Annotated in this window: 34 protein-coding genes; all 34 read right to left on the bottom strand. The window is 57.4% G+C overall.

All coding sequences use genetic code 11. The features are described from left to right. Positions 1 to 63: 63 nt before the first annotated feature. A complete protein-coding gene (locus V3314_RS06210) occupies positions 64 to 1,503 on the bottom strand; it encodes a catalase (RefSeq protein ID WP_046615920.1) in 1,440 nt (479 codons plus the stop codon). 172 nt (positions 1,504 to 1,675) lie between these two features. Then, positions 1,676 to 2,062 carry a 50S ribosomal protein L17 gene (gene rplQ / locus V3314_RS06205; protein ID WP_003255451.1) on the bottom strand — a complete coding sequence of 129 codons (387 nt, stop codon included), beginning with the start codon at positions 2,060 to 2,062 and terminating at the stop codon, positions 1,676 to 1,678. Positions 2,063 to 2,104: 42 nt separating this feature from the next. Further along, a complete protein-coding gene (rpoA, locus tag V3314_RS06200; protein ID WP_003255452.1) occupies positions 2,105 to 3,106 on the bottom strand; it encodes a DNA-directed RNA polymerase subunit alpha in 1,002 nt (333 codons plus the stop codon). A 22-nt stretch (positions 3,107 to 3,128) separates the two neighbouring features. Beyond that, entirely contained in the window at positions 3,129 to 3,749 is a 621-nt protein-coding gene (gene rpsD, locus V3314_RS06195) for a 30S ribosomal protein S4 (RefSeq protein WP_003257114.1), read from the bottom strand. A 15-nt stretch (positions 3,750 to 3,764) separates the two neighbouring features. Further along, positions 3,765 to 4,154: a 30S ribosomal protein S11 gene (gene rpsK, locus V3314_RS06190; RefSeq protein WP_003255454.1), complete on the bottom strand. Its 390-nt coding sequence runs from the start codon at positions 4,152 to 4,154 to the stop codon at positions 3,765 to 3,767. A gap of 18 nt (positions 4,155 to 4,172) precedes the next feature. Continuing rightward, positions 4,173 to 4,529 carry a 30S ribosomal protein S13 gene (gene rpsM, locus V3314_RS06185; RefSeq protein ID WP_003257112.1) on the bottom strand — a complete coding sequence of 119 codons (357 nt, stop codon included), beginning with the start codon at positions 4,527 to 4,529 and terminating at the stop codon, positions 4,173 to 4,175. A gap of 131 nt (positions 4,530 to 4,660) precedes the next feature. Continuing rightward, positions 4,661 to 4,777 carry a 50S ribosomal protein L36 gene (gene rpmJ / locus V3314_RS06180; RefSeq protein ID WP_002555468.1) on the bottom strand — a complete coding sequence of 39 codons (117 nt, stop codon included), beginning with the start codon at positions 4,775 to 4,777 and terminating at the stop codon, positions 4,661 to 4,663. Between the two features lie 28 nt (positions 4,778 to 4,805). After that, positions 4,806 to 6,137, bottom strand: coding sequence for a preprotein translocase subunit SecY (gene secY / locus V3314_RS06175; protein ID WP_003257108.1), 1,332 nt, complete (start codon positions 6,135 to 6,137; stop codon positions 4,806 to 4,808). Then, positions 6,138 to 6,572, bottom strand: a complete 435-nt coding sequence (gene rplO / locus V3314_RS06170; protein WP_003257107.1) for a 50S ribosomal protein L15 — start codon at positions 6,570 to 6,572, stop codon at positions 6,138 to 6,140. It lies immediately after the preceding gene. A gap of 3 nt (positions 6,573 to 6,575) precedes the next feature. Further along, complete coding sequence (rpmD, locus tag V3314_RS06165) at positions 6,576 to 6,752, bottom strand: 50S ribosomal protein L30 (protein ID WP_003255463.1); 177 nt, start codon at positions 6,750 to 6,752, stop codon at positions 6,576 to 6,578. 2 nt (positions 6,753 to 6,754) lie between these two features. Beyond that, complete coding sequence (rpsE, locus tag V3314_RS06160) at positions 6,755 to 7,255, bottom strand: 30S ribosomal protein S5 (RefSeq protein ID WP_003255465.1); 501 nt, start codon at positions 7,253 to 7,255, stop codon at positions 6,755 to 6,757. A gap of 3 nt (positions 7,256 to 7,258) precedes the next feature. Further along, positions 7,259 to 7,609, bottom strand: coding sequence for a 50S ribosomal protein L18 (rplR, locus tag V3314_RS06155; protein ID WP_009397496.1), 351 nt, complete (start codon positions 7,607 to 7,609; stop codon positions 7,259 to 7,261). Positions 7,610 to 7,619: 10 nt separating this feature from the next. Next, positions 7,620 to 8,153 (bottom strand): 50S ribosomal protein L6, encoded by a 534-nt coding sequence (gene rplF / locus V3314_RS06150; RefSeq protein WP_009681972.1) that lies wholly within the window; start codon positions 8,151 to 8,153, stop codon positions 7,620 to 7,622. A 12-nt stretch (positions 8,154 to 8,165) separates the two neighbouring features. Next, entirely contained in the window at positions 8,166 to 8,558 is a 393-nt protein-coding gene (gene rpsH, locus V3314_RS06145; RefSeq protein WP_009681971.1) for a 30S ribosomal protein S8, read from the bottom strand. 209 nt (positions 8,559 to 8,767) lie between these two features. Beyond that, positions 8,768 to 9,073 (bottom strand): 30S ribosomal protein S14, encoded by a 306-nt coding sequence (rpsN, locus tag V3314_RS06140; RefSeq protein WP_013970638.1) that lies wholly within the window; start codon positions 9,071 to 9,073, stop codon positions 8,768 to 8,770. A gap of 13 nt (positions 9,074 to 9,086) precedes the next feature. Next, a complete protein-coding gene (gene rplE / locus V3314_RS06135; RefSeq protein ID WP_003257095.1) occupies positions 9,087 to 9,626 on the bottom strand; it encodes a 50S ribosomal protein L5 in 540 nt (179 codons plus the stop codon). Between the two features lie 20 nt (positions 9,627 to 9,646). Continuing rightward, positions 9,647 to 9,961, bottom strand: a complete 315-nt coding sequence (gene rplX, locus V3314_RS06130; RefSeq protein WP_013970637.1) for a 50S ribosomal protein L24 — start codon at positions 9,959 to 9,961, stop codon at positions 9,647 to 9,649. Between the two features lie 11 nt (positions 9,962 to 9,972). After that, a complete protein-coding gene (rplN, locus tag V3314_RS06125; protein WP_002555479.1) occupies positions 9,973 to 10,341 on the bottom strand; it encodes a 50S ribosomal protein L14 in 369 nt (122 codons plus the stop codon). 23 nt (positions 10,342 to 10,364) lie between these two features. Then, positions 10,365 to 10,631: a 30S ribosomal protein S17 gene (gene rpsQ / locus V3314_RS06120; protein ID WP_003255478.1), complete on the bottom strand. Its 267-nt coding sequence runs from the start codon at positions 10,629 to 10,631 to the stop codon at positions 10,365 to 10,367. Between the two features lie 2 nt (positions 10,632 to 10,633). Continuing rightward, a complete protein-coding gene (rpmC, locus tag V3314_RS06115; RefSeq protein ID WP_002555481.1) occupies positions 10,634 to 10,825 on the bottom strand; it encodes a 50S ribosomal protein L29 in 192 nt (63 codons plus the stop codon). Then, complete coding sequence (gene rplP, locus V3314_RS06110; protein WP_003255479.1) at positions 10,825 to 11,238, bottom strand: 50S ribosomal protein L16; 414 nt, start codon at positions 11,236 to 11,238, stop codon at positions 10,825 to 10,827. Before rplP ends, rpmC begins: the two co-directional genes overlap by 1 nt. Positions 11,239 to 11,250: 12 nt before the next feature. Further along, entirely contained in the window at positions 11,251 to 11,937 is a 687-nt protein-coding gene (gene rpsC, locus V3314_RS06105; RefSeq protein ID WP_003255481.1) for a 30S ribosomal protein S3, read from the bottom strand. 13 nt (positions 11,938 to 11,950) lie between these two features. Next, positions 11,951 to 12,283, bottom strand: coding sequence for a 50S ribosomal protein L22 (gene rplV, locus V3314_RS06100; RefSeq protein WP_003103908.1), 333 nt, complete (start codon positions 12,281 to 12,283; stop codon positions 11,951 to 11,953). A gap of 11 nt (positions 12,284 to 12,294) precedes the next feature. After that, positions 12,295 to 12,570: a 30S ribosomal protein S19 gene (gene rpsS, locus V3314_RS06095; protein WP_003255482.1), complete on the bottom strand. Its 276-nt coding sequence runs from the start codon at positions 12,568 to 12,570 to the stop codon at positions 12,295 to 12,297. Between the two features lie 16 nt (positions 12,571 to 12,586). Further along, the gene (gene rplB, locus V3314_RS06090) at positions 12,587 to 13,411 is read right to left on the bottom strand and encodes a 50S ribosomal protein L2 (RefSeq protein ID WP_015268750.1); all 825 of its coding nucleotides are present in this window, start codon (positions 13,409 to 13,411) and stop codon (positions 12,587 to 12,589) included. A 14-nt stretch (positions 13,412 to 13,425) separates the two neighbouring features. Continuing rightward, positions 13,426 to 13,725, bottom strand: coding sequence for a 50S ribosomal protein L23 (rplW, locus tag V3314_RS06085; RefSeq protein ID WP_003255484.1), 300 nt, complete (start codon positions 13,723 to 13,725; stop codon positions 13,426 to 13,428). Continuing rightward, positions 13,722 to 14,324 carry a 50S ribosomal protein L4 gene (gene rplD / locus V3314_RS06080; RefSeq protein WP_008089819.1) on the bottom strand — a complete coding sequence of 201 codons (603 nt, stop codon included), beginning with the start codon at positions 14,322 to 14,324 and terminating at the stop codon, positions 13,722 to 13,724. The genes rplW and rplD overlap by 4 nt, the downstream gene beginning before the upstream one ends. Before the next feature lie 12 nt (positions 14,325 to 14,336). Then, entirely contained in the window at positions 14,337 to 14,972 is a 636-nt protein-coding gene (gene rplC, locus V3314_RS06075; RefSeq protein WP_003257089.1) for a 50S ribosomal protein L3, read from the bottom strand. Positions 14,973 to 15,052: 80 nt separating this feature from the next. Then, positions 15,053 to 15,364, bottom strand: a complete 312-nt coding sequence (gene rpsJ / locus V3314_RS06070) for a 30S ribosomal protein S10 (protein ID WP_003186070.1) — start codon at positions 15,362 to 15,364, stop codon at positions 15,053 to 15,055. A gap of 141 nt (positions 15,365 to 15,505) precedes the next feature. Beyond that, positions 15,506 to 16,699 carry an elongation factor Tu gene (gene tuf / locus V3314_RS06065; RefSeq protein ID WP_013970634.1) on the bottom strand — a complete coding sequence of 398 codons (1,194 nt, stop codon included), beginning with the start codon at positions 16,697 to 16,699 and terminating at the stop codon, positions 15,506 to 15,508. Between the two features lie 27 nt (positions 16,700 to 16,726). After that, complete coding sequence (fusA, locus tag V3314_RS06060; RefSeq protein ID WP_046617160.1) at positions 16,727 to 18,874, bottom strand: elongation factor G; 2,148 nt, start codon at positions 18,872 to 18,874, stop codon at positions 16,727 to 16,729. Positions 18,875 to 18,904: 30 nt separating this feature from the next. Then, positions 18,905 to 19,375 carry a 30S ribosomal protein S7 gene (rpsG, locus tag V3314_RS06055; RefSeq protein ID WP_003246741.1) on the bottom strand — a complete coding sequence of 157 codons (471 nt, stop codon included), beginning with the start codon at positions 19,373 to 19,375 and terminating at the stop codon, positions 18,905 to 18,907. Between the two features lie 106 nt (positions 19,376 to 19,481). After that, entirely contained in the window at positions 19,482 to 19,853 is a 372-nt protein-coding gene (gene rpsL, locus V3314_RS06050; RefSeq protein WP_003257088.1) for a 30S ribosomal protein S12, read from the bottom strand. 211 nt (positions 19,854 to 20,064) lie between these two features. Further along, entirely contained in the window at positions 20,065 to 24,264 is a 4,200-nt protein-coding gene (gene rpoC, locus V3314_RS06045; protein ID WP_046617161.1) for a DNA-directed RNA polymerase subunit beta', read from the bottom strand. Positions 24,265 to 24,279 lie beyond the last annotated feature (15 nt).

The raw sequence follows: 24,279 nt of genomic DNA, 5'->3' as shown, positions 1-24,279 counted from the left end.
AAACAGTAGTGATATTCATTGAAAAACCGCCCAAATGAGGGCGGTTCTTCTTATCACTTCGACTTAGGCGAGATTGATGCCCAAGGCCTTGGCAACCCCTTCGCCATAGGCCGGATCGGCCTTGAAGAAGTATTGCAGCTGACGCTGTATCACATCTTCGCTGACGCCTGCCATGGTGCCGGCAATGTTGTTTATCAGCAGGGCTTTCTGCTCATCGTTCATCAGGCGGAACAGCGCACCGGCGTGGCTGTAGTAGTCGGTGTCTTCGCGGTGGTCGTAACGGTCTGCGGAACCATTCAGGGCCAGCGCAGGCTCGGCGTGGCGTGGCGACTGCTTCGGTGCATCGTTGTAGCTGTTGGGCTCATAGTTCGGCGCGCTGCCATAACTGCCAGCGGCCATGGAACCATCACGCTGGTAGCTGTTGACCGGGCAGCGTGGTGCATTCACCGGCAGCTGCTGGTGGTTGGTACCCACCCGGTAGCGGTGCGCGTCGGCGTAGGCGAATACCCGCCCTTGCAGCATGCGGTCCGGCGACAGGCCAACACCCGGCACCATGTTGCTCGGGCCAAACGCAGCCTGCTCGACCTCGGCAAAGTAGTTCAGCGGGTTACGGTTGAGCTCCAGCACGCCCACTTCAATCAGCGGGTAGTCCTTCTGCGACCAGGTCTTGGTAACGTCGAAGGGGTTTTCGTCGCGGCTGGCAGCCTCGGCTTCGCTCATCACCTGGATGCATACGGTCCAGCGTGGGTAATCGCCCCGCTCGATGGCTTCGAACAGGTCGCGCTGGGCGTAGTCCGGGTCGGTACCTGCCAGGCGCGCGGCATCTGCCGGTGCGAGGTTCTTGATGCCTTGCTGGGTCTTGAAGTGCCATTTGACCCAGGTGCGTTCACCCTTGGCATTGATCAGGCTGTAGGTATGGCTACCGAAGCCGTGCATGTGGCGGTAGCCGTCCGGAATGCCGCGATCGGAGAACAGAATGGTGACCTGATGCAGCGCCTCGGGAGAGTGCGACCAGAAGTCCCACATCATCTGAGCGTTCTTCAGGTTGGATTGCGGGTGACGCTTCTGGGTGTGGATAAAGTCCGGGAACTTCAGTGGGTCGCGGATGAAGAACACCGGCGTGTTGTTACCGACGATGTCCCAGTTGCCTTCCTCGGTGTAGAACTTGACGGCAAAACCACGGGGGTCGCGCTCGGTATCTGCAGAGCCACGCTCACCACCAACAGTGGAGAAGCGCAGGAAGGTTTCGGTCTGCTTGCCAACCTGTTCAAACAACTTGGCACTGGTGTAACCGGTGATATCGCGGGTGACGGTAAAGGTGCCGTAGGCGCCCGAGCCTTTTGCGTGTACGCGGCGCTCAGGAATGTTCTCGCGGTTGAAGTGGGCGAGCTTCTCGATCAGGTGGAAGTCGTCGAGCAGCAGCGGGCCGCGCGGTCCGGCGGAACGGGAATTCTGATTATCTGCTACAGGTGCACCACTGGCGGTGGTGAGAATCTTGCTCATGGGCTCTCCTTATCGGTCTTCAAGCGCCGGCTAATCGGCTCTGGAGAGAGTATTGACGAGCAAGGTTACAAGAACAAATGCATTACATGACTTGTATCAATAGAAATAAACAATAAACCTTGAAACAAAAAACCGGGCACTAGGCCCGGTTTTTTGTAGCAGACAGAACGTCTTACTCAGCAGCTTCTACAGCACCGCCGACCGGACGATCAACCAGCTCGACGTACGCCATAGGAGCGTTGTCGCCAGCGCGGAAACCGCACTTCAGGATGCGCAGGTAGCCGCCCTGACGGGTGGCGTAACGCTTGCCCAGGTCGTTGAACAGCTTGCCAACAGCGGACTTCGAACGGGTACGATCGAAGGCCAGACGGCGGTTAGCTACGCTGTCTTCCTTGGCCAGGGTGATCAGCGGCTCGGCAACGCGGCGCAGTTCCTTGGCTTTCGGCAGGGTGGTTTTGATCAGCTCGTGCTCAATCAGCGACACTGCCATGTTCTGGAACATAGCCTTGCGGTGAGAGCTGGTACGGCTCAGGTGACGTCCACTTTTACGATGACGCATGATTCATTCCTTACCAAACACTACGTTCGGTGATTACGACGATCAGGCGGTCGCCTTGTCGTCTTTCTTAAGACTTGCAGGCGGCCAGTTGTCGAGGCGCATGCCGAGAGACAGACCACGAGAGGCCAGGACGTCCTTGATTTCAGTCAGGGACTTCTTGCCCAGGTTAGGAGTCTTCAACAGCTCTACTTCGGTACGCTGAATCAGGTCGCCGATGTAGTAGATGTTCTCCGCCTTGAGGCAGTTGGCCGAACGTACAGTCAGTTCCAGGTCGTCAACCGGACGCAGCAGGATCGGATCGATCTCGTCTTCCTGCTCGACTACGACAGGCTCGCTGTCACCTTTGAGGTCGACGAACGCGGCCAACTGCTGTTGCAGGATGGTCGCAGCGCGGCGGATAGCCTCTTCAGGATCCAGGGTGCCGTTGGTTTCCAGATCAATGACCAGCTTGTCCAAGTTGGTACGCTGTTCAACACGGGCGTTCTCGACCACATAGGCGATACGACGCACCGGGCTGAACGAAGCGTCCAACTGCAGACGGCCAATGCTACGGCTTTCGTCTTCGTCGGTTTGACGGGAGTCGGCCGGCTCGTAACCACGACCACGAGCTACAGTGAGCTTCATGTTCAGGGCGCCGTTCGACGCCAGGTTCGCGATTACGTGATCGGGGTTGACGATCTCGACATCGTGATCCAGCTGAATATCGGCAGCGGTAACCACCCCCGAACCCTTTTTCGACAAGGTCAGCGTAACTTCGTCACGACCGTGCAGTTTGATAGCCAGGCCTTTCAGGTTCAACAGGATTTCAATTACGTCTTCCTGAACACCTTCGATCGCGGAGTACTCGTGGAGTACGCCGTCGATCTCGGCCTCGACTACTGCACAGCCAGGCATGGAGGACAACAGGATGCGGCGCAGCGCGTTGCCCAGGGTATGGCCGAAGCCACGCTCGAGAGGCTCGAGCGTGATCTTGGCGCGGGTCGGACTGACTACCTGCACATCAATGTGGCGGGGAGTCAGGAACTCATTTACCGAAATCTGCATGGATGCACCTATTTTCTAGCCCTTACTTGGAGTAGAGCTCGACAATCAGGTTCTCGTTGATGTCGGCAGACAGGTCGCTGCGAGCAGGAACGTTCTTGAAAACGCCCGACTTTTTAGCAGCATCCACGTCAACCCACTCAACGCGGCCACGCTGGGCGCACAGTTCAAGGGCTTGAACAATGCGCAGCTGGTTCAGCGACTTCTCGCGAACCGCGACCACGTCACCCGGACGAACTTGGTAGGATGGAATGTTTACAGTCTTACCGTTGACGCTGATCGCTTTGTGCGAAACCAGCTGACGGGACTCGGAACGAGTCGAGCCGAAGCCCATACGGTAGACGACGTTATCCAGACGGCACTCGAGCAGTTGCAGCAGGTTCTCACCGGTTGCGCCTTTTTTCGAGGCTGCAGCTTGGTAGTAACCGCGGAACTGACGCTCCAGAACACCGTAGATACGACGAACTTTTTGCTTCTCGCGCAGCTGGGTACCGTAGTCGGACTGACGGCCACGGCGCTGGCCGTGGATACCTGGGGCTGCTTCGATGTTGCACTTCGATTCCAGAGCGCGAACGCCGCTCTTCAGGAACAGGTCAGTGCCTTCACGACGAGACAGTTTGCATTTTGGACCAATGTAACGTGCCATTTATCTGTCTCCTGATTACACGCGACGCTTCTTCGGCGGACGGCACCCGTTGTGCGGGATTGGCGTCACGTCGGTGATGCTGGCGATCTTGTAGCCGCAGCTGTTCAGTGCACGAACGGCGGACTCACGACCTGGACCTGGACCCTTGACGTTTACGTCGAGGTTCTTCAGACCGTATTCCAGCGCAGCTTGACCAGCACGCTCAGCAGCGATCTGGGCTGCGAACGGGGTGGATTTGCGCGAACCACGGAAACCCGAACCACCGGAGGTCGCCCAGGACAAAGCATTGCCCTGACGGTCGGTGATGGTCACGATGGTGTTGTTGAAAGAGGCATGGATGTGGGCGATGCCATCAACCACTGTCTTTTTGACTTTCTTACGAGGACGAGCAGCAGGTTTTGCCATGTCTATATTCCTGGGCGATTACTTGCGGATCGGCTTACGCGGGCCCTTACGGGTGCGTGCGTTGGTCTTGGTGCGCTGACCGCGAACCGGCAGACCTTTACGATGACGCAGGCCGCGGTAGCAACCCAGGTCCATCAAGCGCTTGATCTTCATGTTGATGTCACGACGCAGGTCACCTTCGGTGGTGAACTTCGCGACTTCGCCACGCAGGGTTTCGATTTGCTCGTCGCTCAGATCCTTGATCTTAGCGGCTGGGTTTACACCAGCGTCTGCACAGATCTTTTGTGCAGTAGTGCGACCGACACCATAGATGTAGGTCAGCGAGATAACAGCATGCTTGTTATCTGGAATGTTGACGCCTGCAATACGGGCCATTCAGTGGGACTCCAATTGACAGCTACCTACGCCCCGGAAGCCAAGAAATAGGGCGCGAGATAATATCGCTGTAGAAACGAATAATCAACCCAGCAGCACACTAGCTGCTGGGTTTGAAGCGCAGATCACACTCAGCCTTGGCGCTGTTTGTGACGCGGTTCCGCGCTGCAGATCACTCGTACGACGCCTTCGCGACGGATGATCTTGCAGTTACGGCACAGCTTTTTCACCGATGCACGAACTTTCATTACCGACTCCTCGAACCTTAGGGGCGTATCAGCGCAGCAGACCGCTGCCACCGTAGCCTTTCAGGTTGGCTTTCTTCATCAGGGATTCGTACTGGTGCGAAACGAGGTGCGATTGTACTTGGGACATGAAGTCCATCACAACCACTACCACAATCAGCAACGAGGTCCCGCCAAGGTAGAACGGCACATTTGCTGCCACCACCAGGAACTGGGGCAGAAGGCAGACGGCCATCATGTAAAGAGCACCGAACATGGTCAAACGGGTCAGAACGCCATCAATGTAGCGTGCCGACTGCTCACCAGGACGGATACCCGGAATAAAGGCACCGGACTTCTTCAGGTTTTCCGCTACGTCTTTCGGGTTGAACATCAGCGCTGTGTAGAAGAAGCAGAAGAAAATGATCCCCGCACTAAACAGCAGAATGTTCAACGGCTGACCAGGAGCGATCGACTGCGAGATGTCCTGCAGCCAGCCCATACCCTCGGACTGACCGAACCAGGCACCCAGCGAAGCCGGGAACAGCAGAATGCTGCTCGCGAAAATGGCCGGGATTACCCCCGCCATGTTCACCTTCAGCGGCAAGTGGCTGGTCTGCGCAGCGAAGACCTTGCGGCCCTGCTGACGCTTGGCGTAGTGAACGGCGATACGACGCTGACCACGCTCAATGAACACCACGAAGCCGATAATCGCTACTGCCAGCAAACCGATAGCGACCAGGGCGAAAATGTTGATATCGCCTGTGCGCGCAGACTCGAAAGACTGCCCGATTGCTCTCGGAAGACCGGCAACGATACCCGCGAAGATCAACATCGAGATACCGTTGCCCACACCGCGCTCGGTGATCTGCTCGCCCAGCCACATCATGAACATCGCGCCCGCCACGAAGGTGGAGACGGCGACGACATGGAAGCCCAGGCCTACAGAAAACGCCACGCCCTGGTTGGCCAGGCCAATGGACATGCCAATGGCTTGAACCAGTGCCAGGATAACGGTGCCGTAGCGGGTGTACTGGCTGATCTTGCGACGGCCAGCTTCACCTTCCTTCTTCAACTGCTCCAGTTGCGGGCTGACCGCCGTCATCAGCTGCATGATGATCGATGCCGAGATGTACGGCATGATCCCCAGTGCAAAGATGCTCATGCGCTCGAGCGCGCCACCGGAAAACATGTTGAACAAGCTAAGAATGGTCCCCTCATTCTGCCGAAACAGATCCGCCAGACGGTCTGGATTGATGCCAGGAACCGGGATATGCGCACCTATCCGATAGACGATGATCGCCATGAACAGAAAGCGCAGACGAGCCCAGAGTTCCGACATCCCGCCCTTACCGAGCGAAGAGAGAGCACCTTGCTTAGCCATTTATTCCTCGAACTTGCCGCCAGCTGCTTCGATAGCCGCACGCGCACCCTTGGTGGCTGCGATACCCTTGATGGTGACTGCGCGAGTGACTTCGCCAGACAGCATGATTTTCACGCGCTGTACGTTCTGGCCGATCACGTTGGCATCCTTCAGGGATTGCACGGAGATCACGTCGCCTTCCACCTTGGCCAGCTCGGACAGACGCACTTCGGCGCGGTCCATGGCTTTCAGGGAAACGAAGCCGAACTTCGGCAGACGACGGTGCAGCGGCTGTTGACCGCCTTCGAAGCCAGGAGCGATCGAACCACCCGAACGGGAAGTCTGACCTTTGTGACCACGGCCGCCAGTCTTACCCAGACCGCTACCGATACCACGACCTGGACGATGCTTCTCGCGACGGGAACCCGGCGCTGGACTCAGATCATTGAGTTTCATCGATTAACCCTCGACCTTCAGCATGTAGTAAGCCTTGTTGATCATCCCGCGGTTTTCGGGAGTATCCTGGACTTCTACAGTGTGACCGATGCGACGCAGACCCAGGCCCTTAACGCACAGCTTGTGGTTAGGCAGACGGCCCGAGACGCTCTTGATCAGCGTTACTTTTACGGTTGCCATGATCAGAAGATCTCCTCGACGCTCTTGCCGCGCTTGGCAGCAATGGATTCAGGAGATTGCATGGCTTTCAGACCCTTGAAGGTGGCGTAAACCACGTTCACTGGGTTGGTCGAACCGTAGCACTTGGCCAGAACGTTCTGAACACCAGCAACTTCCAGGACAGCACGCATTGCGCCACCAGCGATGATACCGGTACCTTCCGAGGCAGGCTGCATGTAAACCTTCGAGGCGCCGTGGGCAGCCTTGGTGGCGTACTGCAGGGTGGTGCCCTTCAGGTCAACCTGGATCATGTTGCGGCGAGCAGCTTCCATGGCTTTCTGGATCGCGGCAGGTACTTCGCGCGATTTGCCACGGCCGAAGCCAACACGACCCTTACCATCACCTACCACGGTCAGCGCGGTGAAGGTGAAGATACGGCCGCCTTTTACGGTTTTGGCAACGCGGTTAACTTGAACCAGCTTCTCGATGTAGCCTTCGTCGCGCTTTTGATCGTTATTTGCCATAACTTAGAACTCCAGCCCGCCTTCACGAGCAGCATCAGCCAGCGCTTTGACGCGGCCGTGGTACTTGAAGCCGGAACGGTCAAAGGCAACTTGAGATACACCGGCGGCTTTCGCACGCTCAGCTACCAGCTTGCCAACCTTAGTGGCCGCGTCGATGTTGCCAGTGGCGCCATCACGCAGTTCTTTGTCCAAGGTCGAGGCGCTTGCCAGAACCTTGCTGCCGTCGGCCGAAATGACCTGGGCGTAGATGTGCTGCGAGGAGCGGAACACGCACAGGCGCACGACTTCGAGTTCGTGCATCTTGAGACGTGCTTTGCGAGCGCGACGCAGTCGAGTAACTTTTTTGTCGGTCATTTGCTAGGCCCTACTTCTTCTTGGCTTCTTTACGACGGACTACTTCGTCCGCGTAACGCACACCCTTGCCTTTGTAAGGCTCTGGCGGACGGAAGTCGCGGATTTCAGCGGCCACCTGACCTACCAGCTGCTTGTCGATACCCTTGATCAGGATGTCGGTCTGGCTTGGGGTTTCAGCGGTGATACCGGCTGGCAGTTCGTAGTCCACTGGGTGCGAGAAGCCCAGGGCCAGGTTCAGGACGGTGCCCTTGGCCTGTGCCTTGTAACCAACACCGACCAGCTGGAGCTTGCGCTCGAAGCCTTGGCTTACGCCCTGGACCATGTTGTTCACCAGGGCACGGGTGGTACCGGCCATGGCGCGAGCTTGCTGGTCACCGTTGCGAGCGACGAAACGCAGCTCGCCAGACTCTTCGGTAACTTCAACAGACGAGTGAACGTTCAGTTCGAGAGTGCCTTTGGCACCCTTCACCGAAAGCTGCTGGCCGGCGAATTTGACTTCGACGCCTGCTGGCAGCTTAACGGGGTTCTTAGCGACGCGAGACATGCCTATCTCCCCTTAGAACACTGTGCACAGAACTTCGCCGCCGACACCGGCAGCGCGTGCAGCGCGATCAGTCATCACACCTTTGTTGGTGGAGACGATAGACACGCCCAGACCGCCACGTACTTTTGGCAGCTCTGCGACGGACTTGTACTGGCGCAGACCTGGACGGCTGGAGCGCTTCAGTTCCTCGATGACCGGACGGCCTTCGAAGTACTTCAGTTCGATCGACAGGGAAGGCTTGGCCTCACCAGTTACCTGGTAGCCGGCGATGTAACCTTCGTCTTTCAGAACTTTGGCAACCGCGACCTTCAGGGTGGAGGAAGGCATGCTTACGACGGACTTTTCAGCCATCTGGGCATTACGGATGCGAGTTAGCATGTCCGCTAACGGGTCCTGCATACTCATGGGCTAGATGCTCCTGATACAAGAATTATTAGCCTTGCGGCTATCACAACCACCCGAGCGGACAGGGCAAAAAACCCAGGCTCAGGTGAGCCGGTCATTCTAGACACAAGGCAGAAACGAAACAAGCCCCATATAGGGGCTTGTTTGTTGGCGGCGTCACCGGCGGTCGGAAGATTGCTCCCCTTCCGCCGGGTTCCTGCCTGCAGCGATTACCAGGAGGCCTTGACCAGACCTGGTACGTCACCGCGCATTGCAGCTTGACGCAGCATGTTACGGCCCAGGCCGAACTTACGGTATACACCGTGAGGACGACCGGTCAGGCGGCAACGGTTGCGCAGACGCGAAGCGGAGGCATCACGTGGCTGCTTCTGCAGGGCGACAACGGCAGCGAAACGCTCTTCAGGAGAGGCGTTCAGGTTGACGATGGTCGCTTTCAGCTCGGCACGCTTTTTGGCGTACTTGGCTACCGTGAGCTGACGCTTCAGCTCGCGGTTTTTCATGCTCTTCTTGGCCATTTTCCTACTCCAATCAGTTGCGGAACGGGAACTTGAAAGCACGCAGCAGAGCGCGGCCTTCGTCGTCCGAACGAGCAGTGGTGGTCAGGGTGATGTCCAAACCGCGCAGAGCATCGATCTTGTCGTAGTCGATTTCCGGGAAGATGATCTGCTCTTTCACGCCCATGCTGTAGTTGCCACGGCCATCGAAGGACTTGGCATTCAGGCCGCGGAAGTCGCGAACCCGAGGCAGGGAGATCGCCAGCAGGCGGTCCAGGAATTCGTACATCTTGTCGCGACGCAGGGTCACCTTGACACCGATCGGCCAGCCTTCACGGACTTTGAAGCCCGCGATGGATTTACGAGCGAAAGTCACGACCGGCTTTTGACCGGTGATCTTTTCCAGGTCGGCAACAGCGTGCTCGATGACTTTCTTGTCGCCGATCGCTTCGCCCAGACCCATGTTCAGGGTGATCTTGGTAACGCGCGGAACTTCCATCACGTTCGACAGCTTAAGTTCTTCCTTAAGCTTGGGAGCGATTTCGTTCCGGTAAATCTCTTTCAGTCGTGCCATGGTCTTCTACCTAGCAGTGTTCAAGCATCAACCGCTTTTTGGGTCGACTTGAAGACACGAATTTTTTTACCGTCTTCTACTTTGAAACCAACGCGGTCAGCCTTGTTGGTTTCACCGTTGAAGATGGCAACGTTGGAAGCGTGCAGAGGCGCTTCTTTTTCGACGATACCGCCCTGTACGCCCGCCATCGGGTTAGGCTTGGTATGACGCTTGACCAGGTTCACGCCACCAACAACCAGACGGTTGTCAGCCAGAACCTTCAGCACCTTACCGCGCTTACCTTTGTCTTTGCCGGCGATCACGATGATCTCGTCGTCACGACGAATCTTTTGCATGTCGGATCTCCTTACAGCACTTCAGGGGCGAGCGAGACGATCTTCATGAACTTCTCGGTACGAAGTTCACGGGTCACTGGCCCGAAGATGCGAGTGCCGATCGGCTCTTGCTTGTTGTTCAGCAGAACAGCAGCGTTGCCGTCGAAACGAATGATGGAACCGTCAGCGCGACGAACACCGTGACGGGTGCGCACGACAACAGCAGTCATCACTTGGCCTTTCTTGACCTTACCGCGCGGAATCGCTTCCTTGACGGTTACCTTGATGATGTCACCGATGCCGGCGTAACGGCGGTGCGAACCGCCGAGCACCTTGATGCACATGACGCGACGAGCGCCGCTGTTATCGGCCACATCGAGCATGGATTGAGTCTGAATCATAAAATTTCTCCGACCCTTCGCCCTTAGACTTCAACAGCGCGTTCGAGGACTTCAACCAGTGCCCAGGACTTGGTCTTGGCCAGCGGACGGGTTTCACGGATGGAAACCTTGTCGCCGATCTTGCACTGGTTGGCTTCGTCGTGCGCGTGCAGCTTAGTCGAACGCTTAACGTATTTACCGTAGATCGGGTGCTTGACGCGACGCTCGATCAGAACGGTGATGGTCTTGTCCATTTTGTCGCTGACGACACGGCCAGTCAGCGTACGGACGGTTTTTTCAGCTTCAGCCATGATCACTTACCTGCCTGCTGGTTGAGCACAGTTTTCACGCGAGCGATGTCACGCTTAACTTGCGAGAGCAGGTGCGACTGCCCCAACTGGCCAGTTGCTTTCTGCATACGCAGATTGAACTGGTCGCGCAGCAAGCCGAGCAGTTGCTCATTCAGTTGCTGTGCCGATTTTTCACGAAGTTCATTCGCTTTCATCACATCACCGTCCGCTTAACAAAGGAGGTGGCGAGAGGCAGCTTTGCAGCAGCCAGGGCGAAAGCTTCGCGCGCCAGCTCTTCAGAAACACCCTCGATTTCATACAGGACTTTGCCTGGCTGAATCTGGGCAACCCAGTATTCCACGGAACCCTTACCTTTACCCATACGAACCTCGAGAGGCTTCTTGGAGATCGGCTTGTCCGGGAACACACGGATCCAGATCTTGCCGCCACGTTTTACGTGACGGGTCAGCGCACGACGTGCGGACTCGATCTGGCGAGCGGTGAGGCGACCGCGAGCAACAGCTTTCAGGGCGAATTCGCCGAAGCTGACTTTGCTACCGCGCAGTGCCAGACCACGGTTGTGGCCGGTCATCTGCTTGCGGAATTTTGTACGCTTTGGTTGCAACATTTGGCGTACCCCTTACTTAGCAGCTTTTTTACGAGGCGCTGGTGCTTGTGGTTTCAGTTCTTCTTGGCGACCACCAATAACTTCGCCTTTGAAGATCCAAACCTTCACACCGATCACACCGTAAGTGGTGTGAGCTTCGTAGGTGTTGTAGTCGATATCGGCACGCAGGGTGTGCAGAGGCACACGACCTTCGCGATACCACTCGGTACGAGCAATCTCAGCACCGCCGAGACGACCGCTCACCTGGATCTTGATGCCCTTGGCACCAATACGCATGGCGTTCTGTACGGCGCGCTTCATGGCGCGACGGAACATTACGCGGCGTTCCAGCTGCTGAGCTACGCTCTGCGCAACCAGCATAGCGTCGAGTTCCGGCTTGCGGATCTCTTCGATGTTGATGTGCACAGGCACACCCATCTGCTTGGTCAGGTCCTGACGCAGCTTCTCGACATCTTCACCTTTCTTACCGATAACGATACCGGGACGAGCGGTGTGGATGGTGATGCGTGCAGTTTGAGCCGGACGATGAATATCGATACGGCTTACGGACGCGCTTTTTAGTTTGTCTTGGAGGTACTCACGCGTTTTCAGATCCTTCAACAGGTAATCTGCGTAAGTAGCACCGTCTGCGTACCAGACGGAGGTGTGCTCCTTGACGATTCCCAGGCGAATGCCAGTGGGATGTACTTTCTGACCCATCTGATCGACTCCGTTACTTGTCCGCAACCTTGACAGTGATATGGCAAGACCGCTTGACGATGCGATCAGCACGGCCTTTGGCACGTGGCATGATGCGCTTCAGCGAACGCCCTTCGTTGACGAAGACGGTGGAGACCTTCAGGTCATCAACGTCTGCGCCTTCGTTGTGTTCGGCGTTGGCAACGGCCGACTCGAGGACTTTCTTCATGATTTCAGCGGCTTTTTTGCTGCTGAAGGCCAACAGGTTGAGCGCTTCGCCCACCTTCTTCCCGCGGATCTGGTCGGCGACCAAGCGGGCTTTCTGGGCGGAGATGCGAGCGCCCGACAACTTAGCGGCTACTTCCATTTCCTTACCCCTTAACGCTTGGCTTTCTTGTCAGCCACGTGCCCGCGGTAGGTGCGGGTACCGGCGAACTCGCCCAGTTTGTGGCCGACCATGTCTTCGTTCACCAGAACTGGAACATGTTGACGACCGTTGTGTACCGCGATGGTCAGACCGACCATTTGTGGCAGGATCATCGAACGGCGCGACCAGGTTTTAACTGGCTTGCGATCGTTCTTCTCCACCGCCACTTCGACCTTCTTCAACAGGTGAAGATCGATAAAAGGACCTTTTTTCAGAGAACGTGGCACTGTCGTATCCCTCTAGTTACTTGCGACGACGGACGATCATGTTGTCGGTACGCTTATTACCACGGGTCTTCGCACCCTTGGTTGGGAAGCCCCATGGCGATACCGGATGACGACCACCGGAGGTACGACCTTCACCACCACCATGTGGGTGGTCAACCGGGTTCATGGCAACACCACGAACGGTTGGGCGAACGCCGCGCCAGCGTTTGGCACCAGCTTTACCCAGCGAACGCAGGCTGTGCTCGGAGTTCGAGACTTCGCCCAGGGTCGCACGGCACTCAGCCAGGACTTTACGCATTTCACCAGAGCGCAGACGCAGGGTCACGTAGACACCTTCGCGAGCGATCAGCTGAGCCGAGGCACCAGCGGAACGAGCGATCTGAGCACCTTTACCCGGCTTCAGTTCGATGCCGTGAATGGTGCTACCTACTGGAATGTTGCGCAGCTGCAGGGAGTTACCGGCCTTGATTGGGGCCAGGGCACCTGCGATCAGCTGGTCGCCAGCGCTCACGCCTTTAGGGGCGATGATGTAGCGACGCTCACCGTCTGCGTAGCACAGCAGGGCGATGTGAGCAGTACGGTTCGGGTCGTATTCGATACGCTCGACAGTGGCTGGGATGCCATCTTTGTCGTTGCGACGGAAGTCGACCAGACGGTAATGCTGCTTGTGACCACCACCAACGTGACGAGTGGTAATGCGGCCATTGTTGTTACGACCACCAGACTTCGATTTTTTCTCGATCAGCGGTGCGTGAGGAGCGCCTTTGTGCAGCTCCTGGTTGACCACCTTGACCACGAAACGGCGGCCAGGGGAAGTCGGTTTGCATTTAACGATTGCCATGATGCACCCCTTCCTTACTCAGCACTGCTGCTGAAATCGAGATCTTGGCCTGGCTGAAGGGAGACGATCGCCTTCTTCCAGTCATTACGCTTGCCCAGACCACGTGCGGTACGCTTGGTTTTACCCAGAACGTTAACAGTCGACACGTTTTCAACTTTTACGTTGAACAGGCCTTCGACAGCTTTCTTGATTTCCAGCTTGGTTGCATCGGTAGCAACCTTGAATACGAACTGGCCTTTTTTCTCAGCCAGAACGGTAGCCTTCTCGGAAACGTGCGGGCCAAGGAGGACTTTGAATACGCGTTCCTGGTTCATCCCAGCAGCTCCTCGAATTTCTTCACGGCCGAGACAGTGATCAACACTTTCTCGTATGCGATCAGACTGACCGGGTCGGAACCTTGTACGTCACGTACATCGACGTGCGGCAGGTTGCGAGCAGCCAGGTACAGGTTCTGATCAACAGCGTCGGAAACGATCAGTACGTCGTTCAGACCCATGCCGTTCAGCTTGTTCAGCAGATCTTTGGTTTTCGGCGCTTCAACAGCGAAGTCCTGAACCACGACCAGACGGTCGCTACGCACCAGCTCAGCGAGGATGGAGCGCAGGGCTGCGCGGTACATCTTCTTGTTGAGCTTCTGCGAGTGATCTTGAGGGCGAGCTGCGAAGGTTACACCACCGCCACGCCAGATCGGACCACGAGTGGTACCAGCACGAGCACGGCCAGTACCCTTCTGACGCCATGGGCGCTTACCGCCACCAGCCACGTCGGAACGGGTCTTCTGCTGCTTGGTGCCCTGACGGCCGCCGGCCATGTAGGCCACGACTGCTTGGTGTACCAGCGTCTCGTTGAATTCGCCACCGAAAGTCAGTTCGGAAACTTCGATCGCCTGAGCGTCATTTACATTGAGTTGCATGTCAGTTTCCCCTTAACCGCGAGCCTTGACAGCTGGACGTACAACCACGTCGCCGCCAGTAGCGCCTGGAACGGCACCCTTGACCAGCAGCAGGTTGCGCTCAGCGTCTACGCGAACTACTTCCAGGGACTGAACAGTCACGCGCTCGGCGCCCATGTGACCGGACATTTTCTTGCCCTTGAACACACGACCAGGAGTCTGGCACTGGCCGATGGAACCTGGGACACGGTGCGACACGGAGTTACCGTGGGTGTTGTCCTGGCCACGGAAGTTCCAGCGCTTGATGGTACCGGCGAAGCCTTTACCTTTGGACTGACCAGTAACGTCTACCAGCTGGCCTGCAGTGAAGAGTTCAGCTTTGATCAGATCGCCAGCCTGGAAATCGCCTTCTTCAAGACGGAACTCCCAGACACCGCGACCAGCGGCAACGTTGGCCTTGGCGAAGTGACCTGCCTGAGCGGCAGTCACACGCGAAGCACGACGCTCGCCGACAGTGACTTGCACTGCACGGTAGCCATCGGTTTCTTCAGTTTTGAACTGGGTGACGCGATTCGGCTCGATCTCGATGACCGTGACCGGAATGGAGACACCTTCTTCGGTGAAAATGCGGGTCATACCGCATTTGCGACCGATTACACCAATAGTCATGTTGTAAACCTCATGAGTGTACGGGGCTTTCACCCGCTATGGCCGCCCATTTCAGAGCGTTACACGACCAGACCGAAGTCTTAGCCGAGGCTGATCTGTACTTCCACACCTGCCGCCAGATCAAGCTTCATCAGCGCATCAACGGTTTTATCCGTTGGCTGGACGATGTCCAGAACACGCTTATGAGTGCGGATCTCGTACTGGTCACGCGCGTCTTTGTTGACGTGCGGGGAAACCAGAACGGTGAAACGCTCTTTGCGGGTAGGCAGTGGAATTGGACCACGCACTTGTGCACCAGTACGTTTCGCGGTTTCCACGATTTCCTGGGTGGATTGGTCGATCAGGCGATGGTCGAAAGCCTTCAACCTGATACGGATTTGCTGATTTTGCATTGGATTTCAGACTCCAGGCTGTTCCCAACGGACGCACTACGCCCGCTAAAAGGAGGCGTGATTCTATAGACGCCCCCATTTAGTGTCAACCCAATAAAAAAAACCCCCGCTGAGCGGGGGTTTTTTCAATCGGTCGAGTGATTACTCGATGATTTTTGCTACGACGCCGGCGCCGACGGTACGACCGCCTTCACGGATAGCGAAGCGCAGACCGTCTTCCATTGCGATGGTCTTGATCAGGGTAACAGTCATCTGAATGTTGTCACCTGGCATTACCATTTCAACGCCTTCCGGCAGTTCGCAGTTACCGGTCACGTCAGTGGTACGGAAGTAGAACTGAGGACGGTAGCCTTTGAAGAACGGAGTGTGACGACCGCCTTCTTCCTTCGACAGAACGTAGACTTCTGCGGTGAACTTGGTGTGCGGCTTGACCGAACCTGGCTTGACCAGAACCTGGCCACGCTCAACGTCGTCACGCTTGGTACCACGCAGCAGAACGCCGCAGTTCTCGCCAGCACGACCTTCGTCCAGCAGCTTGCGGAACATTTCAACACCGGTGCAGGTGGTGGTCGAAGTGTCACGCAGACCAACGATTTCCAGCGGATCCTGAACGCGGACGATACCACGCTCGATACGACCGGTAACAACGGTACCACGACCCGAGATCGAGAATACGTCTTCGATCGGCATCAGGAACGGCTGGTCAACGGCACGAACTGGCTCAGGGATGTAGGCATCCAGAGTTTCTACCAGCTTCTTGACAGCGGTAGTACCCATTTCGTTGTCGTCTTTGCCTTCCAGGGCCATACGAGCCGAACCGATGATGATCGGGGTGTCGTCGCCTGGGAAGTCGTAGGTGGACAGCAGGTCGCGAACTTCCATCTCGACCAGTTCCAGCAGCTCGGCGTCGTCTACCAGGTCAGCCTTGTTCAGGAAGACCACGATGTAAGGAACGCCTACCTGACGGGACAGCAGGATGTGCTCACGGGTTTGTGGCATCGGACCATCGGCGGCCGAGCAAACCAGGATCGCGCCGTCCATCTGGGCAGCACCGGTGATCATGTTCTTCACGTAGTCAGCGTGACCCGGGCAGTCAACGTGAGCGTAGTGACGAATGTTCGAGTTGTACTCGACGTGAGCGGTGTTGATGGTGATACCGCGCGCTTTTTCTTCCGGAGCCGAGTCGATCTTGTCGAACTCAACGACTGCCGAACCGAAAACTTCGGAGCAGACGCGAGTCAGAGCTGCGGTCAGAGTGGTCTTACCGTGGTCAACGTGGCCGATGGTGCCGACGTTAACGTGGGGAAGGGAACGATCAAATTTTTCTTTAGCCACGACAGTGAACCTCTTGCCTAAAGGGGATTAGCCTTGTTTTTTAACGAGTGCTTCGACGATGTTCGACGGAGCTTCGGCGTATTTGGAGAATTCCATGGAGTAGCTTGCGCGACCCTGAGACATGGAACGAACGTCGGTTGCGTAACCGAACATCTCTCCGAGCGGAACTTCAGCGCGGACGACACGGCCAGAGACCGATTCATCCATACCCTGGACCAGACCACGACGACGGTTCAGGTCACCCATCACGTCACCCAGGTAGTCTTCCGGGGTTACAACTTCGACCTTCATGATCGGCTCGAGGACCACGCCACCACCCTTCTGGGCCAGTTGCTTGGTTGCCATCGAAGCAGCGATCTTGAACGCCATTTCGTTGGAGTCGACGTCGTGGTACGAACCGTCGAACACGGTAGCCTTCAGGCCGATCAGCGGATAGCCGGCAACAACGCCGTTCTTCATCTGCTCTTCGATACCCTTCTGGATCGCAGGGATGTATTCCTTCGGAACCACACCACCAACGACTTCGTTGGTGAAGACCAGGCCCTCAGTGATATTGCCCTTATCGTCTTCATCCGGCTGCGAGAAGCGAATCCAGCAGTGACCGAACTGACCACGACCACCCGACTGGCGAACGAACTTGCCTTCGATCTCCACACCGGACTTGGTGATCTTCTCGCGGTACGAAACCTGCGGCTTGCCGATGTTGGCCTCAACGTTGAATTCACGCTTCATGCGGTCAACGATGATGTCCAGGTGCAGCTCACCCATACCGGAGATGATGGTCTGACCAGTCTCTTCGTCGGTCTTGACGCGGAACGACGGGTCTTCCTGAGCCAGCTTGCCCAGAGCGATACCCATCTTTTCCTGGTCCTGCTTGGTCTTCGGCTCGACAGACAGCGAAATCACTGGCTCCGGGAAGTCCATGCGCTCAAGGATGATTGGCTTGTCGGCGTCGCACAGGGTTTCACCAGTGGTAACGTCCTTCATGCCGATCAGGGCCGCGATGTCGCCAGCGCGCACTTCCTTGATCTCTTCACGCTGGTTGGCGTGCATCTGCACCATACGACCAACGCGCTCTTTCTTGCCTTTGACCGAGTTGATGACCGAGTCACCGGAGCTCAGAACGCCCGAGTAGACGCGAACGAAGGTCAGGGTACCTACGAACGGGTCGGTAGCGATCTTGAACGCCAGAGCCGAGAACGGCTCGTTGTCGTCGGCGTGACGCTCATCCTGCTGCTCTTCGGTGATCTCATCCTTCGGCACTTCGGCCAGATCAGGGTGGATACCCTTGATCGCAGGAATTTCGGTCGGAGCAGGCAGGAAGTCGATAACGGCATCGAGAACCAGGGGAACACCCTTGTTCTTGAACGACGAACCGCAGACAGCCGGAACGATCTCGCTGGCCAGGGTGCGCGCACGCAGACCTGCCTTGATTTCTTCGACGGTCAGCTCACCTTCTTCAAGGTACTTGTTCATCAGCTCTTCGCTGGCTTCGGCGGCGGCTTCAACCATGTTGTTGCGCCATTCGTTAGCCAGGTCGACCATATCCGCTGGAATTTCTTCTTCGCGGTAGGTAGTGCCTTTGTCGTCTTCGTTCCAGTAGATGGCTTTCATCTTGATCAGGTCAACCTGACCCTGGAAGTCGTCTTCTGCACCGATAGCCAGCTGGACCGGAACCGGGGTGTGACCCAGGCGGTTCTTGATCTGGCCGACAACGCGCAGGAAGTTGGCACCAGCACGGTCCATCTTGTTCACGTAGACAACACGTGGAACGCCGTACTTGTTGGCCTGACGCCATACGGTTTCGGACTGCGGCTCAACGCCGGAGGTACCGCAGAACACAACGACCGCGCCGTCGAGTACACGCAGCGAACGCTCTACTTCAATGGTGAAGTCAACGTGGCCGGGGGTATCGATGACGTTTACGCGGTAGTTGTCGTACTGACCACGGGAACCTTTCCAGAAGGTGGTAACGGCAGCGGAGGTAATGGTGATACCGCGCTCCTGCTCCTGCACCATCCAGTCGGTGGTCGCGGCGCCGTCATGCACCTCGCCCATCTTGTGGCTCAGACCTGTGTAGAACAGGATCCGCTCGGTAGTGGTAGTCTTGCCCGCGTCAACGTGGGCGCAGATACCGATGTTACGGTAGCGGTTAATTGCTGTAGTACGAGCCATAAAGCCCTCGCAAAATGATTGATGCTTGAATTAGAAGCGGTAGTGCGAGAACGCTTTGTTGGCCTCGGCCATACGGTGCACGTCTTCACGCTTCTTGACTGCAGCACCCTTGCCTTCAGCAGCATCCAGCAGCTCGCCAGCCAGGCGCAGAGCCATCGACTTCTCGCCGCGCTTGCGGGCGTAGTCTACGAGCCAGCGCATTGCCAGAGCGTTACGACGGGATGGACGAACTTCAACCGGAACCTGGTAAGTGGCACCGCCGACACGGCGGGACTTAACTTCGACCAGCGGAGCGATGGCGTCGAGAGCTTTCTCGAAGATTTCCAGGGGGTCGCTGTTCTTGCGTGCTTTGACGGTATCCAGAGCACCGTAAACGATGCGCTCGGCTACGGCCTTCTTGCCGCTTTCCATCACGTGGTTCATGAACTTGGCGAGGATCTGGGATCCGTACTTCGGATCGTCCAGGATCTCACGTTTTGCTGCTACACGACGTCTTGGCATGATAAGCCCTCAAACGGTCTTCAGGTTAGCCCGGGACCAGGTCTTTCGACCCCTGCCCGACCTTACTCTTATCGACTCAAATAAATGGATGTCTGCAAACGACCGATTACTTCGGACGCTTGGTACCGTACTTCGAACGACCCTGGTTACGGCCTTTAACGCCCGAAGTATCCAGAGAGCCGCGAACGGTGTGGTAACGAACACCTGGCAAGTCTTTTACACGGCCGCCACGGATCAGGACGACGCTGTGCTCTTGCAGGTTGTGGCCTTCACCACCGATGTACGAGGAAACCTCGAAACCGTTGGTCAGACGCACACGGCATACTTTACGCAGTGCCGAGTTAGGTTTTTTCGGCGTGGTGGTGTACACGCGGGTGCACACGCCACGACGCTGCGGGCAGTTCTGCAGCGCAGGTACGTCGGATTTCTCGACGGTACGCTTACGCGGCTGACGTACCAGCTGGTTGATAGTTGCCATCTACTAGCTCCACTGATTGTCTTGCGACGCTATTGTCTTGCAAGAAAGCCAAAAATTGGCGAGACGGAGCCTCACCAAATTTAAGGGTACAAAAGTCTAAAGAGGATCTTGCACCCAGTCAAGACGAGGCCCCGGCCCTCCCCGCCCGGTCATCGGCAACAATTGTTGTCACCGATGCCCTTGCGAGGCTTGCCGGGGCCCTGCCCTGTACTTAGTTACCGCTGGAGTTCAGCGCTTCGGTCAGTGCGGCTTCCACCTCACTGGCGCTCACACGCAGCGGCTTGTCGGCATCACGGCGACGCTTGCGCTCGCTGTGGTAGGCCAGACCAGTACCGGCCGGGATCAGACGACCCACGACCACGTTCTCTTTCAGGCCGCGCAGGTAGTCGCGCTTGCCGGTTACCGCCGCTTCGGTCAGCACGCGGGTGGTTTCCTGGAAGGAAGCCGCGGAGATGAACGACTCGGTCGACAGCGACGCCTTGGTGATACCCAGCAGCACGCGGGTGAACTTGGAGACGAACTTGTCCTCGGCGGCGAGACGCTCGTTCTCTACCAGTACCTGGGTCAGTTCCATCTGGTCGCCCTTGATGAAGCTGGAATCGCCCGACTCGGAGATCTCGACCTTGCGCAGCATCTGACGCAGGATGGTCTCGATGTGCTTGTCGTTGATCTTAACGCCTTGCAGACGGTAAACGTCCTGAATCTCGTTGACGATGTACTTCGCCAGCGCGCTCACACCCAGCAGACGCAGGATGTCGTGCGGATCGCTCGGGCCGTCAGAGATAACTTCGCCGCGGTTTACCTGTTCGCCTTCAAAGACGTTCAGGTGGCGCCACTTCGGAATCAGCTCTTCGTACGGATCGCTACCGTCGGTCGGGGTGATGACCAGACGGCGCTTGCCCTTGGTCTCCTTGCCGAATGCGATGGTGCCGCTGACTTCAGCCAGAATCGAGGCTTCTTTCGGACGGCGCGCTTCGAACAGGTCGGCAACGCGCGGCAGACCACCGGTGATGTCACGGGTCTTCGACGTTTCTTGCGGGATACGCGCGATAACGTCACCAACGCCGATCTGGGCACCGTCAGCTACGCCGACGAGGGCGTTGGCCGGCAGGAAGTACTGGGCAGGTACGTCGGTACCCGGCAGGTACAGGTCCTTGCCAGAGGCGTCGACCATCTTGATCGCCGGACGGATTTCCTTACCAGCGGCAGGGCGATCCTTGACGTCCAGGACTTCAATGTTGGTCAAACCAGTCAATTCGTCGGTCTGACGTTTGATGGTGATGCCTTCTTCCATGCCCACAAAGGTCACGGTACCTTTCAGCTCGGTAACGATCGGGTGGGTGTGCGGATCCCACTTGGCGACGATGGCGCCAGCTTCGACCTTGTCACCTTCCTTGACCGAAATCACCGCACCATAAGGCAGCTTGTAGCGCTCACGCTCACGACCGAATTCGTCGGCAATGGCCAGCTCGCCGGAACGCGATACGGCAACCAGGTTGCCATCGGCACGCTCAACCTGCTTCAGGTTGTGCAGACGCACCATGCCGCCGTTCTTAACCTGGACGCTGTCGGCAGCCGAGGTACGGCTTGCAGCACCACCGATGTGGAACGTACGCATGGTCAGCTGGGTACCCGGCTCACCGATCGACTGCGCAGCGATAACGCCGACAGCTTCACCGATGTTCACCTGGTGACCGCGAGCCAGGTCACGACCGTAGCACTTGGCGCAGATGCCGTAGCGGGTTTCGCAGTTGATCGGCGAACGCACGACCACTTCGTCGATGCTGTTCAGCTCGATGAACTCGACCCACTTCTCGTCGACCAAGGTACCGGCCGGAACGATGACGTCCTCGGTGCCTGGCTTGAACACGTCACGGGCGATGACACGACCCAGTACACGCTCACCCAGCGGCTCTACAACGTCGCCACCTTCGATGTGCGGGGTCATCAGCAGGCCCTGGTCGGTGCCGCAGTCGATCTCGGTAACCACCAGATCCTGGGCAACGTCTACCAGACGACGAGTCAGGTAACCGGAGTTAGCAGTCTTCAGTGCGGTATCCGCCAGACCCTTACGAGCACCGTGGGTCGAAATGAAGTACTGCAGAACGCTCAGACCTTCACGGAAGTTCGCGGTGATCGGCGTCTCGATGATGGAGCCGTCCGGCTTGGCCATCAGGCCACGCATACCGGCCAGCTGACGGATCTGGGCTGCGGAACCCCGCGCACCGGAGTCAGCCATCATGTACATCGAGTTGAAGGACTCTTGCTCGACTTCGTTGCCTTCGCGGTCGATAACCTTCTCTTTCGAGAGGTTGGCCATCATCGCCTTGGACACTTCGTCGTTCGCCTTCGACCACAAGTCGATGACCTTGTTGTACTTCTCGCCCTGGGTTACCAGGCCGGAGGCGTACTGACTCTCGATTTCCTTCACTTCGTCGGTAGCGGTACCGATGATGCGGGCTTTCTCGTCCGGGATAACGAAGTCGTTAACACCGATGGAAACGCCGGAAATGGTCGAGTAAGCGAAACCGGTGTACATCAGCTGGTCAGCAAAAATAACGGTCTCTTTCAGACCAACCACGCGGTAGCACTGGTTGATCAGCTTGGAGATCGCCTTCTTCTTCATCGGCTGGTTGACCACGTCGTACGGCAGGCCTGCCGGTACAACCTGGAACAGCAGCGCACGGCCGACAGTAGTGTCGACGATACGGGTGTTCTTGACCACCGAACCGTCACGCTCTTTCACGGTTTCGTTGATACGAACCTTGATTTTCGCGTGCAGGGCAGCCTCGCCGGCGCGGAATACGCGGTCGACTTCCTGCAGGTCGGCGAACACGCGACCTTCGCCCTTGGCGTTGATGGCTTCGCGGGTCATGTAGTACAGACCCAGTACCACGTCCTGCGACGGAACGATGATTGGCTCACCGTTGGCTGGCGACAGGATGTTGTTGGTCGACATCATCAGCGCGCGCGCTTCGAGCTGGGCTTCCAGGGTCAGCGGCACGTGAACGGCCATCTGGTCACCGTCGAAGTCGGCGTTGTACGCGGCACAGACCAGCGGGTGCAGCTGGATAGCCTTACCTTCGATCAGAACCGGTTCAAAGGCCTGGATACCCAGACGGTGCAGGGTCGGTGCACGGTTGAGCAGCACGGGGTGTTCGCGAATCACCTCGGCGAGCACGTCCCAAACCTCTGGCAGCTCGCGCTCGACCATCTTCTTGGCAGCCTTGATGGTGGTCGCCAGACCACGCATTTCAAGCTTGCCGAAAATGAAGGGCTTGAACAGCTCGAGGGCCATCTTCTTCGGCAGACCGCACTGATGCAGACGCAGGGTCGGGCCTACGGTAATAACCGAACGGCCGGAGTAGTCCACACGCTTACCGAGCAAGTTCTGACGGAAGCGACCTTGCTTACCTTTGATCATGTCGGCCAGGGACTTCAGCGGACGCTTGTTCGAGCCAGTGATGGCGCGACCGCGACGGCCGTTGTCCAGCAGGGCGTCGACCGCTTCCTGCAGCATGCGCTTTTCGTTGCGCACGATGATGTCCGGCGCCGACAGATCCAGCAGGCGCTTCAGACGGTTGTTACGGTTGATCACCCGACGATACAGGTCGTTCAGGTCGGAGGTCGCGAAGCGGCCGCCATCCAGCGGAACCAGCGGACGCAGGTCCGGCGGCAGCACTGGCAGGACGGTCAGGACCATCCACTCAGGCAGGTTGCCCGAGCCCTGGAACGCTTCCATCAGCTTCAGACGCTTGGACAGCTTCTTGATCTTGGTTTCCGAGTTGGTCTGCGGAATCTCTTCGCGCAGGCGACCGATCTCGTGCTCCAGGTCGATAGCGTGCAGCAGCTCGCGGACAGCCTCGGCACCCATGCGGGCGTCGAAGTCGTCACCGAACTCTTCCAGCGCTTCAAAGTACTGCTCGTCGTTCAGCAGCTGGCCCTTTTCCAGGGTCGTCATGCCCGGGTCGATAACGACGTAGCTCTCGAAGTAGAGCACGCGCTCGATGTCACGCAGGGTCATGTCCATCAGCAGGCCGATACGGGACGGCAGCGACTTCAGGAACCAGATGTGGGCAACCGGCGAGGCCAGCTCGATGTGCGCCATGCGCTCACGACGAACTTTTGCCAGGGCAACTTCAACGCCGCACTTCTCGCAGATCACGCCGCGGTGCTTGAGGCGCTTGTACTTGCCGCACAGGCACTCGTAGTCCTTGACTGGGCCAAAGATCTTGGCGCAGAACAGGCCGTCACGCTCAGGCTTGAACGTACGGTAGTTGATGGTTTCCGGCTTCTTAACTTCACCGAACGACCACGAACGGATCATTTCAGGCGACGCCAGACCGATGCGGATGGCGTCGAACTCTTCGACTTGACCCTGGTTTTTCAGCAAATTCAGTAGGTCTTTCAAGGCCTTTCCTCCTGG

This window comes from Pseudomonas sp. TE3-3-F2023 (genome assembly GCF_036784815.1).
Classification (GTDB): domain Bacteria; phylum Pseudomonadota; class Gammaproteobacteria; order Pseudomonadales; family Pseudomonadaceae; genus Aquipseudomonas; species Aquipseudomonas pudica.
This window is presented reverse-complemented; position numbering and strand designations above follow the sequence as displayed.

What these genes read in the sequence shown, in the direction of transcription:
- rpsD (WP_003257114.1), bottom strand. Translation starts at nt 3,749, where the DNA reads ATGGCACGTTACATTGGTCCAAAATGCAAACTGTCTCGTCGTGAAGGC.
- rpsK (WP_003255454.1), bottom strand. Translation starts at nt 4,154, where the DNA reads ATGGCAAAACCTGCTGCTCGTCCTCGTAAGAAAGTCAAAAAGACAGTG.
- rpsL (WP_003257088.1), bottom strand. Translation starts at nt 19,853, where the DNA reads ATGGCAACTATCAACCAGCTGGTACGTCAGCCGCGTAAGCGTACCGTC.
- rplN (WP_002555479.1), bottom strand. Translation starts at nt 10,341, where the DNA reads ATGATTCAGACTCAATCCATGCTCGATGTGGCCGATAACAGCGGCGCT.
- rplE (WP_003257095.1), bottom strand. Translation starts at nt 9,626, where the DNA reads ATGGCACGACTGAAAGAGATTTACCGGAACGAAATCGCTCCCAAGCTT.
- rpsM (WP_003257112.1), bottom strand. Translation starts at nt 4,529, where the DNA reads ATGGCCCGTATTGCAGGCGTCAACATTCCAGATAACAAGCATGCTGTT.
- rpsG (WP_003246741.1), bottom strand. Translation starts at nt 19,375, where the DNA reads ATGCCAAGACGTCGTGTAGCAGCAAAACGTGAGATCCTGGACGATCCG.
- rpmC (WP_002555481.1), bottom strand. Translation starts at nt 10,825, where the DNA reads ATGAAAGCGAATGAACTTCGTGAAAAATCGGCACAGCAACTGAATGAG.
- rplR (WP_009397496.1), bottom strand. Translation starts at nt 7,609, where the DNA reads ATGACCGACAAAAAAGTTACTCGACTGCGTCGCGCTCGCAAAGCACGT.
- rplB (WP_015268750.1), bottom strand. Translation starts at nt 13,411, where the DNA reads ATGGCAATCGTTAAATGCAAACCGACTTCCCCTGGCCGCCGTTTCGTG.
- secY (WP_003257108.1), bottom strand. Translation starts at nt 6,137, where the DNA reads ATGGCTAAGCAAGGTGCTCTCTCTTCGCTCGGTAAGGGCGGGATGTCG.
- rplQ (WP_003255451.1), bottom strand. Translation starts at nt 2,062, where the DNA reads ATGCGTCATCGTAAAAGTGGACGTCACCTGAGCCGTACCAGCTCTCAC.
- rplF (WP_009681972.1), bottom strand. Translation starts at nt 8,153, where the DNA reads ATGTCTCGCGTCGCTAAGAACCCCGTTAAGCTGCCAGCAGGCGTCGAA.
- rpsQ (WP_003255478.1), bottom strand. Translation starts at nt 10,631, where the DNA reads ATGGCTGAAGCTGAAAAAACCGTCCGTACGCTGACTGGCCGTGTCGTC.
- rpsJ (WP_003186070.1), bottom strand. Translation starts at nt 15,364, where the DNA reads ATGCAAAATCAGCAAATCCGTATCAGGTTGAAGGCTTTCGACCATCGC.
- rpsH (WP_009681971.1), bottom strand. Translation starts at nt 8,558, where the DNA reads ATGAGTATGCAGGACCCGTTAGCGGACATGCTAACTCGCATCCGTAAT.
- rplO (WP_003257107.1), bottom strand. Translation starts at nt 6,572, where the DNA reads ATGAAACTCAATGATCTGAGTCCAGCGCCGGGTTCCCGTCGCGAGAAG.
- rpmD (WP_003255463.1), bottom strand. Translation starts at nt 6,752, where the DNA reads ATGGCAACCGTAAAAGTAACGCTGATCAAGAGCGTCTCGGGCCGTCTG.
- rpmJ (WP_002555468.1), bottom strand. Translation starts at nt 4,777, where the DNA reads ATGAAAGTTCGTGCATCGGTGAAAAAGCTGTGCCGTAACTGCAAGATC.
- fusA (WP_046617160.1), bottom strand. Translation starts at nt 18,874, where the DNA reads ATGGCTCGTACTACAGCAATTAACCGCTACCGTAACATCGGTATCTGC.
- rplP (WP_003255479.1), bottom strand. Translation starts at nt 11,238, where the DNA reads ATGTTGCAACCAAAGCGTACAAAATTCCGCAAGCAGATGACCGGCCAC.
- V3314_RS06210 (WP_046615920.1), bottom strand. Translation starts at nt 1,503, where the DNA reads ATGAGCAAGATTCTCACCACCGCCAGTGGTGCACCTGTAGCAGATAAT.
- rplW (WP_003255484.1), bottom strand. Translation starts at nt 13,725, where the DNA reads ATGAACCAGGAACGCGTATTCAAAGTCCTCCTTGGCCCGCACGTTTCC.
- rpsN (WP_013970638.1), bottom strand. Translation starts at nt 9,073, where the DNA reads ATGGCCAAGAAGAGCATGAAAAACCGCGAGCTGAAGCGTCAGCTCACG.
- rpsE (WP_003255465.1), bottom strand. Translation starts at nt 7,255, where the DNA reads ATGGCAAATAACGATCAAAAGCGCGACGAAGGCTACATCGAGAAGCTG.
- rpsC (WP_003255481.1), bottom strand. Translation starts at nt 11,937, where the DNA reads ATGGGTCAGAAAGTACATCCCACTGGCATTCGCCTGGGAATCGTCAAG.
- rplC (WP_003257089.1), bottom strand. Translation starts at nt 14,972, where the DNA reads ATGACTATTGGTGTAATCGGTCGCAAATGCGGTATGACCCGCATTTTC.
- rplV (WP_003103908.1), bottom strand. Translation starts at nt 12,283, where the DNA reads ATGGAAGTAGCCGCTAAGTTGTCGGGCGCTCGCATCTCCGCCCAGAAA.
- rplD (WP_008089819.1), bottom strand. Translation starts at nt 14,324, where the DNA reads ATGCAACTCAATGTAAATGACGCTCAGGCGATCGAAGTTTCCGAACTG.
- rpoA (WP_003255452.1), bottom strand. Translation starts at nt 3,106, where the DNA reads ATGCAGATTTCGGTAAATGAGTTCCTGACTCCCCGCCACATTGATGTG.
- rplX (WP_013970637.1), bottom strand. Translation starts at nt 9,961, where the DNA reads ATGCAAAAGATTCGTCGTGACGACGAGATCATCGTGATCGCCGGCAAA.